General features: G+C 40.6%; 12 protein-coding genes. 6 read left to right on the top strand and 6 right to left on the bottom strand.

The features are described 5' to 3' along the window. Positions 1-3 precede the first annotated feature (3 nt). Both HMPREF3263_RS04040 and HMPREF3263_RS04035 read left to right on the top strand, forming a co-directional pair. Positions 4-1,191 carry an AsmA-like C-terminal region-containing protein gene (locus HMPREF3263_RS04040; protein WP_070853005.1) on the top strand — a complete coding sequence of 396 codons (1,188 nt, stop codon included), beginning with the start codon at positions 4-6 and terminating at the stop codon, positions 1,189-1,191. Then, a complete protein-coding gene (locus HMPREF3263_RS04035; RefSeq protein ID WP_070853004.1) occupies positions 1,191-2,369 on the top strand; it encodes a sugar transporter in 1,179 nt (392 codons plus the stop codon). The genes HMPREF3263_RS04040 and HMPREF3263_RS04035 overlap by 1 nt, the downstream gene beginning before the upstream one ends. A gap of 49 nt (positions 2,370-2,418) precedes the next feature. On the opposite strand, the gene HMPREF3263_RS04030 is transcribed toward HMPREF3263_RS04035, so the two are convergent. The 5 genes from HMPREF3263_RS04030 to uvrD form a co-directional block, all read right to left on the bottom strand. After that, on the bottom strand, positions 2,419-3,402 hold the full coding sequence (locus HMPREF3263_RS04030; protein WP_049372425.1) for a peptide ABC transporter ATP-binding protein: 984 nt from the start codon (positions 3,400-3,402) through the stop codon (positions 2,419-2,421). Then, complete coding sequence (gene dppD, locus HMPREF3263_RS04025) at positions 3,395-4,378, bottom strand: dipeptide ABC transporter ATP-binding protein (protein WP_005699545.1); 984 nt, start codon at positions 4,376-4,378, stop codon at positions 3,395-3,397. The genes HMPREF3263_RS04030 and dppD overlap by 8 nt, the downstream gene beginning before the upstream one ends. Before the next feature lie 8 nt (positions 4,379-4,386). Beyond that, positions 4,387-5,283: an ABC transporter permease subunit gene (locus HMPREF3263_RS04020; protein WP_005699542.1), complete on the bottom strand. Its 897-nt coding sequence runs from the start codon at positions 5,281-5,283 to the stop codon at positions 4,387-4,389. Between the two features lie 12 nt (positions 5,284-5,295). Further along, on the bottom strand, positions 5,296-6,300 hold the full coding sequence (locus tag HMPREF3263_RS04015; protein ID WP_005699531.1) for an ABC transporter permease subunit: 1,005 nt from the start codon (positions 6,298-6,300) through the stop codon (positions 5,296-5,298). A gap of 109 nt (positions 6,301-6,409) precedes the next feature. Then, positions 6,410-8,599, bottom strand: a complete 2,190-nt coding sequence (uvrD, locus tag HMPREF3263_RS04010) for a DNA helicase II (protein ID WP_005699536.1) — start codon at positions 8,597-8,599, stop codon at positions 6,410-6,412. A gap of 146 nt (positions 8,600-8,745) precedes the next feature. On the opposite strand from uvrD, the gene HMPREF3263_RS04005 reads away from it, so the two are divergent. Next, a complete protein-coding gene (locus tag HMPREF3263_RS04005; protein ID WP_005699559.1) occupies positions 8,746-9,792 on the top strand; it encodes an ABC transporter substrate-binding protein in 1,047 nt (348 codons plus the stop codon). 65 nt (positions 9,793-9,857) lie between these two features. Here the strand turns inward: HMPREF3263_RS04005 and fdhD are convergent, their stop codons facing one another. Then, positions 9,858-10,667 carry a formate dehydrogenase accessory sulfurtransferase FdhD gene (gene fdhD, locus HMPREF3263_RS04000; RefSeq protein ID WP_005699552.1) on the bottom strand — a complete coding sequence of 270 codons (810 nt, stop codon included), beginning with the start codon at positions 10,665-10,667 and terminating at the stop codon, positions 9,858-9,860. A gap of 275 nt (positions 10,668-10,942) precedes the next feature. On the opposite strand from fdhD, the gene fdnG reads away from it, so the two are divergent. From fdnG to HMPREF3263_RS03980, 3 genes are read left to right on the top strand one after another with little or no spacing between them, the layout of a single operon-like run. Beyond that, the gene (gene fdnG, locus HMPREF3263_RS03990; RefSeq protein WP_141762783.1) at positions 10,943-14,026 is read left to right on the top strand and encodes a formate dehydrogenase-N subunit alpha; all 3,084 of its coding nucleotides are present in this window, start codon (positions 10,943-10,945) and stop codon (positions 14,024-14,026) included. Between the two features lies 1 nt (position 14,027). Next, entirely contained in the window at positions 14,028-14,963 is a 936-nt protein-coding gene (gene fdxH / locus HMPREF3263_RS03985) for a formate dehydrogenase subunit beta (RefSeq protein WP_070853002.1), read from the top strand. Next, entirely contained in the window at positions 14,956-15,672 is a 717-nt protein-coding gene (locus HMPREF3263_RS03980) for a formate dehydrogenase subunit gamma (protein WP_005696396.1), read from the top strand. Before fdxH ends, HMPREF3263_RS03980 begins: the two co-directional genes overlap by 8 nt. Positions 15,673-15,706 lie beyond the last annotated feature (34 nt).

Here is a 15,706-nt window from a genome sequence, read left to right as displayed (position 1 = left end):
TCAATGAAAAAGATCGCAATTAGCCTGTTGATCGTGCTGTTTTCGATCTTTGCTTTTTTCTACATTCAACTTAATCAACTGAAAAATAGTATTGCCGATCATTTAACGCAATACGATATTCAAGCACATGATTTTTCACTAAGCCTTCTACCTCAACCAACGGTAAATTTATCGGGTTTGAAATACCATCAACTTTCAGCTGAAAACATTGACGCTAAATTTGCGCTCTTCCCGCTTTTATCAGGCAATCCGATTTTAGAAGAAATCCAAATCACTCATTTTAAACTGAGTGAACAAGCCTTAAACCATGCCAATATTCATGGCCGTTTTACTGATTTTTCACTTAAAAATATTTTTAACCAAAACATTGCATTTAAAGGTGAAAGTGCGGTTACTCTTTCTCTTTATAAACCACTTTATGGCACAAACACGCAATATCAATTTGCATTCAGCAAGGGAAATATTAACCTAAACCATCAAGGCAAGAATTTGATTCAATTTGTTAATGCCCGTTTAAATCAACAGCCACTCGGTTATATCGAAACTTATGTTGATTTTTCAAAACCAGTTAAAACCATCAATGCCTATTTGCAACCTGATTGCCAGAATTGTTTAGCCACCTTTAAATTTAGTCATAAAGATCTACAAAGTGCGGTCAATTTTTCTGGTAAAAATTTCCCAATGGCGCAACTTATCGCCTTGCTAAACTTCCCTAATACATTAACAGGTAATGCTGATTTTAATATCCAACTCGCCCTAACCAATTCAGAACTCACCAAAGGGGAATTCTATTTCGATGCTCAAAATGGTGAAATTTTAGGATTGAACTTATTGGATATGGCAGCACAGTATTTACCGATTAATTACAACAGCGATTTAACCGCAAGTAGAAATATGAATACGCCTTACGAGCGTTTAGAGTCGCGTCTTTCATTCGAGAATCACTTGCTTAAAGTAGATAAAATGAACTTAAAAACAACCGCACTTTTAGGTGAAGGTTCTGGAGCCATTGATTTAGATAATGTACAATGTGATGTCAATTTAACCTTAAGATCCACTAACGAAAAATACAAAAAGCTGGCATTGCCTATTCGCTTTTTCGATAGTTGCTACTCACCACAATATAAGGTGAATATTGACCAAAACTTTCGTCATCAATTGAAAGAATTAATTAAAGAGAAATTAAAATAATGTCATTTTATCAGAAAGCAGAAAGAACTAAATATTGGCGCGTAGTTATCATGGCTTGCGCCGCTTTTATTTTTAACACCACGGAATTTGTGCCAGTTGCGTTACTCACAGACATCGGACAAAGTTTTGATATGCAAAGCTCCGATGTGGGTTTAATGATGACCGTTTATGCTTGGACTGTCATGATCATGTCTTTACCCGCCATGCTCGCGACAGGCGATATGGAACGTAAAGGCTTATTACTGAAACTTTTCGTCATTTTTATCATCGGTCATATTATCTCGGTCATTGCATGGAATTATTGGATTCTGCTAATTGCTCGTATGTGTATTGCAGTAGCGCATTCACTCTTCTGGGCAATTACCGCATCATTAGTGATGCGTGTGGCACCGAAGAATAAGAAAACACAAGCAATTGGTATGCTCGCTATCGGTACATCCCTTGCGACTATTTTAGGCTTACCATTAGGCCGTTTAGTCGGTCAATTAGTTGGTTGGCGTATTACTTTCGCAATCATTGCCGCATTAGCTTTGGTTGTGATGGTATTTATTATGCGTTTATTACCAAATCTACCAAGTAAAAATGCAGGCTCGTTATCTAGTCTGCCGATTTTAGCAAAACGTCCATTACTAATTGGACTTTATGCTACAACGGTAATCATTGTTTCTGCGCACTTTACCGCTTATACCTACATTGAACCCTTTATGGTTCAAATCGGCGAACTCGATCCAAATCTTGCAACGATAATTTTGTTAGTTTTTGGGGTTTCTGGCATTACCGCAAGTGTGATATTTAACCGCTTATACCGTTTCGGTCCAACTCAATTTATCAGTGGGGCAATGATTTTACTGACTATATCTTTAACATTTATGCTTGCCTCTGCGAGTTATACCGCCACGATGTTTACCCTTGCTTTTATTTGGGGTATTGGCATCTCTTGTATCGGACTCGCATTACAAATGCGCGTACTACAACTTGCTCCTGATGCAACGGACGTCGCAAGTGCCATTTATTCCGGTATTTTCAATGCGGGTATTGGTGCAGGTGCACTGTTTGGTAACCAAATCGCTCGCCATATTGGTCTTGAATATATTGGCTTTACGGGGGCAGCATTAGCGATGATTGCACTTGGCATCTTTGTCTTCTTCAATTTCCGCTATCGTACTCAAAACGTCTAAAAAAATGACCGCACTTAATCAACAAGTGCGGTCATTTTCTTTTCTCTTTCTAATCGAGATGGAAACAAGCAATTAACTTACCATCAGGATATTTTTCCAATTTAGGCTGCTCATTTCGACATTTATCCGTTGCTTTCCAACAACGCGGATTAAAAGCACAACCTTTTGGCGGATTAATCGGACTTGGTAATTCTCCGGTTAATTTAATCCGCTGGCGACGTAATTCAGGTGACAATCTTGGTGTTGCTGAAAGTAACGCTTGTGTATAAGGATGCTGAGGATTAGCAAAGATCTGCTCTTTTGAGCCCATTTCAACACAGCGGCCTAAATACATCACCATCACCTCATCAGCAATATGCTCAACCACTGAAAGATCATGGGAAATAAACACATAAGATAAACCAAGCTCAGCTTGTAAATCCATCATCAAATTCAGCACTTGCGCACGAACAGATACGTCTAACGCTGAAACAGGTTCATCCGCTACAACCACGTCAGGATCAAGCATTAAACCACGAGCAATCGCGATACGCTGACGTTGTCCGCCCGAAAACATATGTGGATAGCGATCATAAAACTCTGCGCGCAATCCCACTTTCGCCATCATGGATAACACTTTTTCTTTACGTTCTTTAGCCGATAGATTGGTATTAATGACTAAAGGCTCTTCCAAAATTGTGCCGATTTTCTTACGCGGATTTAGTGATGCGTAAGGGTTTTGAAACACGATTTGGATTTTCTGACGGCGCAATGCTTTCGTTTCGTGATCATTCTCTAAGAAATTTTGCCCGTTGTAATACAACTCGCCTTCTGTCGGTTCTTCTATCATCGTCAATAGACGACCAAGTGTCGATTTACCACAACCAGACTCGCCTACCACCGCAAGGGTTTTACCACGTTCTAAGGAAAAAGACACACCATCTAATGCTTTCACTTGCTGTGTTTTAGCAAACATCCCTTTTTTGACAGGATAATATTTCTTCAGCCCAATAGCATTAAGCAATGGTGCATTTTTTTGTGCGACATTAGACATTGCTAGGTTCTCCTTGGGCATTTAATGGGGTGTGACATTTTACTTGTCGATTTCCTATTTGACGCAATTCAGGTTCAACACTTCGACAAAGATCGGTCGCATACGGACATCGTGGATTTAACAAACAACCTTGTGGGCGATCGTATTTACCTGGCACCACACCAGGTAAAGATTGCAAACGAGATTTACCTTCTGCAAACTCAGGTAAAGAACGCAATAACGCTTGAGTGTAAGGATGTTTTGGCTCACGGAAAATATCTTCCGCCCGCCCTTCTTCCACTACTTGTCCTGCATACATCACAATAATACGATGCGCCGCTTCTGCGACTAACGCAAGATCATGCGTGATCAGAATCAACGACATACATTCTTTTTGCTGTAACTCAAGTAACAAATCTACAATTTGTGCTTGAATAGTCACATCCAGTGCAGTGGTTGGTTCATCAGCAATGAGCAATCTCGGTTTACATGCAATGGCCATAGCAATCATAACGCGTTGGCTCATCCCGCCAGAAAGCTGATGCGGATAAACATCAATACGTGATTCAGGATCAGGAATACCGACTAAACGTAATAGCTCTAAGGTGCGCTCACGACGTTCTTTTTTGCTGCCGCCTTGATGCGCTTTGATGGCTTCCATAATTTGGAAACCCACCGTATAGGCCGGATTTAAGCTTGTCATCGGGTCTTGGAAGATCATGGCAATATCTGCGCCAACTAATTCCCGCTTTTCTTTTGCCGGTAAGCTTAAGAGATCTTTACCTTCAAATTCTAGCCCTTTCGCTGAAACACGCCCAGGAAAATCAATTAAGCCCATCACAGCAAGGGAACTTACTGATTTCCCTGAACCTGACTCGCCGACAATACCTAATACTTCGCCTTGATTGACTTGGTAGCTTATACGATCCACCGCTTTAAAAGGTGCTTTTTCATCACCAAAGTGAACAGACAGCTCTTTTACATCCAATAATGCCATTCTGCCCCCTATTGTTTTAATTTTGGATCGAGTGCATCACGCAACCCGTCGCCCATTAAGTTAAATGCTAAAACAAGCGATAAAATCACTAAACCTGGAATGGTAACCAACCAGTTTGCCGCCTGCATAAAGCTACGTGATTCAGATAACATAGTACCCAATTCTGGTGTTGGTGGTTTTGCGCCGATACCTAAGAAACCTAAAGTCGCTAATTCTAAAATCGCATTAGAAATCCCCATCGTCATTTGTACGATAAGCGGTGCAAGGCAATTCGGTAAAATGACAATAAACATTAAACGTAATACGCTTGCTCCCGCCACTCGTGAAGAGGTGACATAATCTCTGTTTTTCTCGTTTAATACTGCTGCACGTGTTAAGCGCACATAACTTGGAATCGAAACCACGGCAATCGCCAACGTCGCATTTGTTAAAGAAGGCTCTAAAATTGACACCACCACAATGGTTAAAAGCAAGTTTGGGATAGCCAACATAATGTCAATAAAACGAACAATTAATGTATCTAATGCTCCACCATAATAGCCTGCGAGCAAGCCAAGACTCGTCCCTAAAATGCAAGATAAAATGACAATAATGAAACCTGCAAAAACAGAAATGCGCGTACCATAAATAATGCGAGAAAGAATATCTCGACCAATGTCATCCGTACCCAGTAAATAAGCTGAATTGCCGCCTTCATACCACGCAGGCGGTAACAATAGCGCTGAACGATTTTGTTCGATAGGATCAAAAGGTGCTATCCAAGGGGCAAAAATACTGATTAATGCAACAGCAAGGATAAAAGTGAGCCCAATCACCGCCCCTTTATTTTGTTTGAAATAAAACCAAAACTCCTGCAACGGTGTGCGCGGTGCGAAGGTTTCAATAGGTAAAGTTTGTTCCGTCATTAATAAGGCTCCTTATTGATGGCGAATACGTGGGTTTACCACGCCATAAAGTAAATCGATCGTCAAATTCACCACAATAATAATTGTAGCAATAATCAACACGGCGCCTTGTAAGACTGGATAATCACGATTAGAAATCGCATCAATAATCCATTTACCAATACCCGGCCATGAGAAAATTGTTTCGGTTAAAACTGCACCGGATAATAACTGTCCTACAATCAATCCCACCACGGTCACAACAGGGATCAGTGCATTACGTAGCGCATGAACAATCACAATTCGGGTATAACTTAAGCCTTTCGCTTTTGCGGTACGAATATAATCTTCACCTAACACTTCCAACATCGAAGAACGTGTCATTCGAGTAATCACCGCAAGTGGAATGGTACCTAACACAATAGATGGTAGAATCAATGACTTAATTGCATTCCAAAAGGCGCCTGGTACGCCTGAAAGCCAAGTATCGATTAACATAAAACCCGTTGGTGTATCGATCCAGAAACTATCTTCTAAACGTCCCCCTTGTGGTAAACCAAACCAAGGTGAAACATATAAGATCAAAATTAATCCCCACCAGAAAATTGGCATGGAGTAACCCGTTAATGACATAGCTGTCACGGTGTGAGAAATCCAACTATCTTTCTTGACTGCCGCAATCGTTCCTAGCGTAATACCGGCAATTAATGACCAAAATAGTGCAAAGAAAGCTAATTCAAAGGTAGCAGGGAAAAGTGTGAAAAACTCTTTCAGAACAGGTTGTTGGGTGCGGAATGATTCACCGAAATCGCCTTGTATTACATTACCAATATAATTGAAATATTGCTGATACAACGGTAAATCGAGACCAAGTTGCTTCATCATTTGTTGATGAACTTCTGGCGTTAAACCTCGCTCTCCCATCATAATCTCCACAGGATCACCTGGAATAAAATGAATGAGCGCAAAAGTTACAAAAGTAATGGCGATAAAGGTAGGAATCACCATCAAAATACGTTTTAAAATAAATTTAAACATCTACTTCCCACATGATAAAAGTGCGGTCATTTCTTCGAATGCTTTCGCACTTGGCACCTTGAGCACAAACATCAATATTCATGCCCGCTGCAATAAAATCCTCCCGATTCTACCGCACTTTTTCTAATTTTGCCAAATGCGCAATCAGCCACTTAATGCCTTGAGCTTGGAAAGCGATTTGTAAACGGGTGTTATTATCTGAGCCTTCAACGTTTATCACTGTGCCAAAACCAAACTTTTCATGCTTCACTTTTTGCCCCATTTTCCATTCGTTCTCAGGCAAACTCGCGCTTAAACTCGCGCTTAAACTCCCTACTTTTGCTTGGTTTAATGCTCTAGTCACCGTTCCACGCAAGCGGATTTCTTGAATGCACTCTGATGGCAATTCTGTAATAAAACGTGAAGGCAAATGGCGTTCTTCTTTCGTGTAAACTCGGCGACTTTCTGCATAACAAATCGTCAGTTTTTGCTTAGCTCGAGTAATGCCCACATAAGCAAGACGGCGTTCTTCTTCTAAACGACCGGGTTCTTCAAATGAACGTAAACTTGGGAATACGCCCTCTTCTACCCCCACCATAAACACACGTGGGAATTCCAAACCTTTTGCTGAATGCAAAGTCATCATTTCTACACAAGATTGATGTGGTGAGGCCTGCTCTTCTCCAGCTTCTAAAGAAGCATGAGTTAAAAAGGCGGTAAGATCGGTCATATCCTCTGCTTCATCAGGTTTGATAAATTCTCGGGTTGCCGTTACCAACTCTTCTAAGTTTTCAATACGGACTTCGCCTTTCTCGCCTTTTTCCTGTTTATACATATCGTATAATCCAGAATGTTTAATCACGAAATCGGTCTGTGCAAACAGTGGCATTTCGGCTGTATCAACCTGTAAAGAATTAATCAACTCTTGGAAACGCAACAATGCGGTTGAAGCACGCCCTGTTAGCATATTTTCTTGCGTCGCCACTTGTATGGCTTGCCATAAGGTAATCTGACGTTCACGAGTTAAATTTCGTAACACATCTAAAGTACGATCGCCAATACCTCGAGTAGGCGTATTAATCACTCGCTCAAATGCAGCATCATCTTGACGATTATTAATTAAACGTAAATAAGCCAACGCATCTTTAATTTCTTGGCGTTCGAAGAATCGCATCCCACCGTAAATACGATAAGGAATTTGACAACGGATCAACGCTTCTTCAATAACACGAGATTGGCTATTACTACGATATAAAACTGCACAATCATCTAATTTTCCGCCGTCGTCTACCCAGTTTTGGATTTGAGACGCCACGAATTTTGCTTCATCTAACTCATTAAATGCCGCATAAATACCCACGGGCTCGCCCATTTCACCATCGGTCCATAAATTCTTACCGAGACGATCACTATTATTCGAAATAAGTTGGTTGGCACTTTTCAAAATATTGCCGGTAGAACGATAGTTTTGCTCCAAGCGAATAGTTTCAGCCTTGAAATCTTTTAGGAATTTTTGAATATTTTCAACTTGCGCACCACGCCATCCATAAATAGATTGATCATCATCGCCCACAATCATCACTTTGCCCGTATTGCCGGCAAGAACTTTGATCCAAGCATATTGGATTTTATTGGTATCTTGGAACTCATCCACCAAAATATGCTGAAAACGTTGCTGATAGCGCTGCAAAATAACGGGCTTTTTAGCAAATAATTCATACGCACGAATTAACAATTCGGCAAAATCTACCAAACCTGCACGATCACAAGTATCTTGATAAATTTGATAAATCTTAATCCACTCTTTTTCCTGACGATCGCCAAAATCATTGATATCTTGCGGTCTTAAACCTTCATCTTTTTTATTATTGATATACCAGCACGCTTGTTTGGGTGGAAATGCTTTATCATCATAATTGTGCAATTTCATCAAGCGTTTTACTAAACGAAGTTGGTCTTCAGAATCCAAAATCTGGAAATCTTGTGGCAAGTTTACATCTAAATGGTGAGCGCGTAATAATCGATGGGCAATGCTATGGAATGTGCCAATCCACATACCAAATAGATTCGATTGAGCATGTTTGGATAAGGTATCTTGAATACGATGGCGCATTTCAGCAGCGGCTTTATTGGTAAAGGTTACCGCCATAATGCTACCTTCAGAAATATTTTCTACAGCAATCAACCAAGCAATACGATGAGTCAATACACGAGTTTTACCACTTCCTGCACCAGCAAGCACAAGGTAATTGCCAAGTGGTGCTGCCACTGCTTCACGTTGTTTATCATTCAAGCCATCAAGTAATTCTGAAATATCCATCGCTCTTATTTTAATCTGGTTAAATTTACAGGGATTATAGTGGGAATTATATTTTTAAACAACCTGATATTTACAAATTTACTCCTCCCCTTTATATTAGCAATATCAAATAATTACTAAATATTGACGAAGTTAAAGGAGACACAATGTCAATTAAAACAACACTAAAATTAACCGCACTTTCTACCCTTGCGGCTCTCGCCTTCACATCTCACGCACAGGCTGAAGGTAAACTCACTGTCTATTGCAGCGTACAAAACGTTGTATGCGAAAAAGTCACTCAAGCCTTTAGTAAAAAATACAATGTAGATGCACAATTTGTACGTAATAGTACAGGCGTCGTATTAGGCAAAATTAAAGCTGAAAAAGAAAACCCACAAGCTGATTTCTGGTTTGGTGGCACCATTGAACCCCATCTTCAAGCCGCAGAGTTAGGCTTGCTTGAATCCTATCGTTCCCCATTACAAAAAGACATCATGCCACAATTTAAATCTTTAATGGATCAACGCGGTAATTTCACTTCTGTGATTTACTTAATGGAACTAGGTATTGGGGTCAATACTAAAAAATTGAAAGAATTAAATATTCCTACCCCAAAATGCTATGCAGACTTGATAAAACCAGAATATAAAGGTTACATTCAATACCCTGACCCTCGTGTTTCCGGTACTGGTTACTCGCTTATCAGTACGTTTTCCACATTATGGGGAGAAGAAAAAGCCTTTGACTATCTGAAGAAACTAGAACCAAATCTCATGCAACATACCAAAACAGGCCTTGCCAGCAACTATTTGGCTAACGGTACCGTGGCGATTGATTTAGGTTTTATGTTGGTTTATCCGCGTGAGAAGAAAAATGGTGCACCAGTTGAAGGCATTTTACCATGCGAAGGCGTGGGCTATTCTTTAGGCGGGGCAAGCATCATTAAAGGAGCTAGAAATCTTGATAATGCCAAACTGTTTATGGATTTCGTGCTAAGCAAAGAAGCGCAAGAAATTCCTTGGAAAGAATCAGACTCTTATCAACTTCCAACCAATATCCATGCAGAACCTGCACCAGGTTTCCTGCCAGCTAGCAAATTAAAACTAGTGGATATTGATTTTATGAAATTTGGTACGGATCAAGAAGGCAAACGCCTGACTCAACGTTGGGTTTCTGAAGTACTCTTAGAGGGTAAATCGCCAAAAGAATAAACGGAATAAAAAAAGTGCGGTCAAAAATAAGAATGTTTTTGGCCGCACTTTTTAATAGATAAAACTTAAGCTAAAAGCAACCGCTCTTTACCCGCATAGATATTGGCTTTTCCTGGGCGAGCAAAGCCGATAAGGGAAAGATTGTGTTGTTCAGCCATATTCACGGCGAGATCTGTCGCAGCAGAAATCGCAACAAGTAACTCGATACCACAAGCTACCGATTTTTGAACCATTTCATAACTGGCTCGGCTTGAAACAAGTACGAATCCTTGCGGTTGATTCTGTTTAGCATGCCAGCCGATTAATTTATCTAGTGCCACATGTCGCCCTACATCTTCTCGAATTGCCAATAGATTACCCGATAAATCAAAAAAGGCAGCTGCATGTGTCGCCCCTGTTTCTTTCCCGAGCTCTTGATTAGTTTGTAATTGTGCTAAGCAGCCATCCAATAAATTTAAATTAAATTGGAAAGTACGGTCTAATTTTGGCAATTTTTTATAGACTTGTGAAATTTGTTCTGTACCACAAATGCCACATCCCGTTCTTCCCGTTAAAGTACGACGATGATCTTTTAATGCGACAAATTGGCGGCTAGATAATTCAATTTGTACTTCAATACCATTACACACTTCTACCACATCAATGCCATAAATATCCGCTTTTTTCTCAATAATGCCTTCAGCTAATGAAAAGCCTAAAGCAAAATCCTCTAAATCTTGGGGAGAGCACATCATGACGGTATGTGCAATACCATTATAGACAAGTGAAACAGGGACTTCCGCCGCCAGACTATCTTGCTTTTCAATAAAAAGTGCGGTTGGATTTTCGGGTATTTTTTTTAAGAAATTAATCGTTTTGTTGATTATCCAGTGCATAATGTTTTCCCAATAAAATATCTGTATCAAAAATGTTACTTTTTTTTTAACAAAAAATATTTATTTTGTGATCTAGCTCAACTTTTTAAGCGACTATAACAAGTATTGATTATAGATTTTTGGTTAAAAAATAGTTAAAATTATTCCGTTTAAATTGGTCATTTTTTATAATCAATTTAATGGTTGATGGTTATTTTAACTAAATCAAATAAATTATCTATACGAATTTATACTATCAAAATATCTTGACGGTTCGCCGTTATGAAGGAGTGATTATGCAGGTCTCTAGACGTAAGTTCTTTAAGATCTGTGCAGGTGGTATGGCGGGGACGTCTGCGGCAATGTTGGGCTTTGCACCCTCATCTGTCTTAGCGGCACCACGTGAATACAAATTATTACGGGCTTTTGAATCCCGTAACACCTGTACATATTGTGCAGTGAGCTGTGGTATGTTGTTATATAGCACAGGCAAACCTTACGATGCTTTAAGCAGCCATACAGGCACCAATACCCGTTCTAAATTATTCCACCTTGAAGGTGACCCAGACCATCCGGTAAGCCGTGGTGCGTTATGTCCTAAAGGTGCTGGCGCGTTAGACTATGTTAATAGTGAAAGCCGTGCATTATACCCTGAATATCGAGCACCGGGTTCTGACAAATGGGTTCGTCTTTCTTGGGAAGAAGCGATCAAACGCGTTTCTCGTTTATTAAAAGATGACCGTGATGCGAACTTCGTTGAAAAAGACGCAAGTGGCAAAACGGTTAACCGTTGGACAACCACAGGTATTATGACCGCCTCTGCCATGAGCAACGAGGCCGCACTTCTTACTCATAAATGGGTGCGGATGTTGGGCATAGTGCCGATGTGTAACCAAGCGAATACTTGACACGGACCAACGGTAGCAAGTCTTGCTCCATCATTTGGTCGCGGTGCCATGACAAACAACTGGGTTGACATCAAAAACGCCAATCTTATTATTGTTCAAGGTGGTAACCCTGCTGAAGCTCACCCTGTTGGCTTCCGTTGGGCGATCGAAGCGAAGAAAAACGGTGCAAAAATCATCGTGGTTGACCCTCGCTTTAACCGTACAGCTTCTGTAGCTGACCTTCATGCACCAATTCGTTCCGGTTCTGATATCGCATTCTTAATGGGTGTGATCCGTTACTTATTGGAAACGAATCAAATTCAACACGAATACGTTAAACACTATACCAATGCTTCATTCTTAGTCGATGAAGGTTTCAAATTTGAAGATGGTTTATTCGTAGGTTTTGATGAAGAAAAACACACTTACGATAAATCTAAATGGAATTACCAATTTGATGAAAATGGTAATGCTAAACGTGATATGACCTTACAAGATCCACGTTGTGTGATTAATATCTTGAAAGATCACGTTTCTCGCTATACCCCAGAAATAGTTGAACGTATTACCGGTGTTAAGCAAAAACTCTTCTTACAAATCTGTGAAGAAATTGGTAAAACCTCTGCACCGAATAAAACTATGACGCACTTATATGCGTTAGGCTTTACCGAGCACACTATCGGTACACAAAATATTCGTTCAATGGCAATGATCCAATTACTCTTAGGTAATATGGGGATGCCAGGTGGCGGTATTAATGCATTACGTGGACACTCAAACGTACAAGGTACAACAGATATGGGCTTATTGCCGATGTCTTTACCGGGTTATATGCGTTTGCCGAATGATAAAGATACGTCCTACGAACAATACATTAATGCGATTACGCCAAAAGATATCGTACCAAACCAAGTGAACTACTATCGTAATACATCGAAATTCTTCGTCAGTATGATGAAAACGTTCTATGGTGATAAAGCAACCAAAGAAAATGGTTGGGGTTTCGATTTCTTACCAAAAGCAGACCGCTTATACGACCCTATCACTCATGTTAAGTTAATGAATGATGGCAAATTAAACGGTTGGATTTTACAAGGTTTCAACGTATTAAACTCATTACCGAATAAAAACAAAACTGTTGCGGGTATGAGCAAATTGAAGTTCTTAATCGTAATGGATCCGCTTCAAACTGAATCTTCTGAGTTCTGGAAAAACTTTGGTGAATCAAACAATGTGAATCCAGCAGATATTCAAACTGAAGTATTCCGTTTACCAACCACCTGTTTCGCAGAAGAAGATGGTTCTATTGCTAACTCTGGTCGTTGGGCTCAATGGCACTGGAAAGGCTGTGACCAACCTGGTGAAGCGTTACCAGATGTTGAAATTCTTTCTATGATTCGTGAAGAAATGCATCACCTTTATCAAAAAGAAGGTGGTCGTGGTATCGAATCTTTCGAAGCGATGACTTGGAACTATGCTCAACCGCATTCACCAAGTTCTGTAGAATTAGCGAAAGAATTGAACGGTTACGCACTTGCTGATCTTCTCGATGCTGATGGCAACGTCATGTATAAAAAAGGTCAATTACTTAACGGATTCGCTCACTTACGTGATGATGGTACCACCTCATCAGGTAACTGGATCTATGTGGGTCAATGGACTGAAAAAGGTAACCAAACCGCAAACCGTGATAACTCTGACCCATCAGGTTTAGGTTGTACATTAGGTTGGGGCTTCGCATGGCCAGCAAACCGTCGTATCCTTTACAGCCGTGCTTCACTTGATATTAACGGTAATCCTTGGGATAAACACCGTCAATTAATCAAATGGAACGGTAAAAACTGGAACTGGTTAGATGTAGCTGACTATGGCACACAACCACCAGGTTCTGATGCAGGTCCATTTATTATGTCCGCAGAAGGTGTTGGCCGTCTATTCGCTGTAGATAAAATTGCGAATGGTCCTATACCTGAGCACTATGAACCAATTGAAAGTCCGATTGACACTAACCCACTACACCCAAGTGTCGTCTCTGATCCGACTGTTCGTATTTATAAAGAAGACCGTGAATTTATCGGTTCAAACAAAGACTTCCCTTATGTGGCAACGACTTATCGTTTGACCGAGCACTTCCACAGTTGGACGGCTCAATCTGCCTTAAATATCATCGCTCAACCACAACAATTCGTGGAAATTGGTGAAAAATTAGCCGCGGAAAAAGGCATCCAAAAAGGTGATATGGTGAAAATTACTTCTCGCCGTGGCTACATTAAAGCCGTTGCAGTGGTAACGAAACGTTTGAAAGATTTAGAAGTAGACGGACGTACCGTACATCACGTGGGGATTCCAATTCACTGGAATATGAAAGCCTTAAATGGTAAAGGTAACCGTGGTTTCTCCACCAACACCTTAACACCATCTTGGGGTGAAGCAGTCACTCAAACACCAGAATATAAAACATTCTTGGTAAACATTGAGAAAGCGGAGGCATAATATGGCAGGAAGTGGTCAAGGCGTTCAATCGCAAGACATTATCAAGGTCTCCGCTACGTCTGGTTTAACACCAGCACCTCAAGCGCGTGATCATAAAGTTGAAGTCGCAAAATTAATCGACGTATCCACCTGTATCGGTTGTAAAGCCTGTCAGGTGGGCTGTTCAGAGTGGAATGACATCCGTTCTGATGTTAATGCTCAATGTGTGGGAATCTACGATAACCCTGTAGATCTCAACGCAAAAGCATGGACGGTAATGCGCTTCAACGAAGTTGAAGAAAATGATCGTTTAGAATGGTTAATCCGTAAAGATGGTTGTATGCACTGTTCAGAACCAGGCTGTTTAAAAGCTTGTCCTGCACCAGGCGCAATTATCCAATATGCGAACGGTATCGTGGATTTCCAATCAGATAAATGTATCGGTTGTGGTTACTGTATCGCAGGTTGTCCGTTCAACATTCCACGTATGAACCCAGACGACAACCGCGTGTACAAATGTACCCTTTGTGTGGATCGTGTTTCTGTAGGCCAAGAACCTGCTTGCGTGAAAACATGTCCAACCGGTGCAATTCGTTTTGGTTCTAAAGAAGAAATGAAACTCTACGCAGAACAACGTGTTGCTGACTTAAAATCACGTGGTTATGAAAACGCGGGCATCTATGACCCTGAAGGCGTGGGCGGTACACATGTAATGTATGTATTACACCATGCGGATAAACCAGAGCTTTATTCCGGTCTTCCTAAAGATCCACAAATTGACCTCACCGTCACTGTGTGGAAAGATATCTTGAAACCGGTAGCCGCTGTGGCAATGGGTGGTTTAGCACTTGCTGAAATTGGTCACTACTTAGCTGTAGGTCCAAACGTGGAAGAAGATGTGGAAGATCATCACCACGAATTTGAAGAAGAAGATAGAAAAGGGGGCAAAGATGAGTAAGATTGAGATTAGCAATGATACTCGAATCATTCGTCATAGAACGCCTGCTCGTTTTAGCCACTGGCTACTCGTAATCTGCTTCTTTATGACGATGTTCACTGGTGTGGCTTTCTTCTTTCCAGATTTTGCGTGGTTAACTGAGATTTTAGGTACCCCGCAATTGGCGCGAGCAATTCACCCGTTCACCGGTATCATTATGTTTGTTGCCTTTATTTTCCTTGGCTATCTTTACTGGGATCACAACATTCCAGAGAAAAACGATATCCGCTGGTTAAAAGGCATGCTTGAAGTATTGAAAGGAAATGAACACGCTGTTGCTTATAACGGTAAGTATAACCTTGGTCAAAAAATGTTATTCTGGACATTGAACTTGGCGATGGTTACCTTGCTTGTAACCGGCATCATTATGTGGCGTCAATTTTTCTCGCACTACTTCTCTATTCCGGTATTACGTTTTGCGATTTTACTTCACTCTTTAAGTGCATTCATGTTGTTCACCGGTATTTTGGTACACATGTACATGGCATTCTGGGTAAAAGGCTCCATTCGTGGTATCGTGGAAGGCTGGGTAACCGTTCGCTGGGCGAAAAAACATCACCCGAAATGGTATAACGAAGAAGTACTTCCTAAGCTAGAAGAAGACCTTAAAAACGAAGCTGAAGGTAAAAAAGTAAAAACCAAAGCATTGTTCAAAGGTATCAATGGCTAAAATCAAAAAGTGCGGTTAAAATTGACCGCACTTT

It is taken from the genome of Haemophilus sp. HMSC61B11 (genome assembly GCF_001838615.1).
In the GTDB taxonomy this organism is placed as follows: Bacteria; Pseudomonadota; Gammaproteobacteria; order Enterobacterales; family Pasteurellaceae; genus Haemophilus_D; species Haemophilus_D parainfluenzae_AD.
The sequence above is the reverse complement of the archived record's forward strand: the minus strand, read 5'-3'. Positions and strand labels throughout refer to the sequence as shown.

Excerpts from the sequence above, each read along its gene's own strand:
- HMPREF3263_RS04005 (WP_005699559.1), top strand. The coding sequence starts at position 8,746 with ATGTCAATTAAAACAACACTAAAATTAACCGCACTTTCTACCCTTGCG.
- HMPREF3263_RS03980 (WP_005696396.1), top strand. The coding sequence starts at position 14,956 with ATGAGTAAGATTGAGATTAGCAATGATACTCGAATCATTCGTCATAGA.
- fdhD (WP_005699552.1), bottom strand. The coding sequence starts at position 10,667 with ATGCACTGGATAATCAACAAAACGATTAATTTCTTAAAAAAAATACCC.
- uvrD (WP_005699536.1), bottom strand. The coding sequence starts at position 8,599 with ATGGATATTTCAGAATTACTTGATGGCTTGAATGATAAACAACGTGAA.
- HMPREF3263_RS04035 (WP_070853004.1), top strand. The coding sequence starts at position 1,191 with ATGTCATTTTATCAGAAAGCAGAAAGAACTAAATATTGGCGCGTAGTT.
- HMPREF3263_RS04020 (WP_005699542.1), bottom strand. The coding sequence starts at position 5,283 with ATGACGGAACAAACTTTACCTATTGAAACCTTCGCACCGCGCACACCG.
- HMPREF3263_RS04015 (WP_005699531.1), bottom strand. The coding sequence starts at position 6,300 with ATGTTTAAATTTATTTTAAAACGTATTTTGATGGTGATTCCTACCTTT.
- HMPREF3263_RS04030 (WP_049372425.1), bottom strand. The coding sequence starts at position 3,402 with ATGTCTAATGTCGCACAAAAAAATGCACCATTGCTTAATGCTATTGGG.
- fdxH (WP_070853002.1), top strand. The coding sequence starts at position 14,028 with ATGGCAGGAAGTGGTCAAGGCGTTCAATCGCAAGACATTATCAAGGTC.
- dppD (WP_005699545.1), bottom strand. The coding sequence starts at position 4,378 with ATGGCATTATTGGATGTAAAAGAGCTGTCTGTTCACTTTGGTGATGAA.
- HMPREF3263_RS04040 (WP_070853005.1), top strand. The coding sequence starts at position 4 with ATGAAAAAGATCGCAATTAGCCTGTTGATCGTGCTGTTTTCGATCTTT.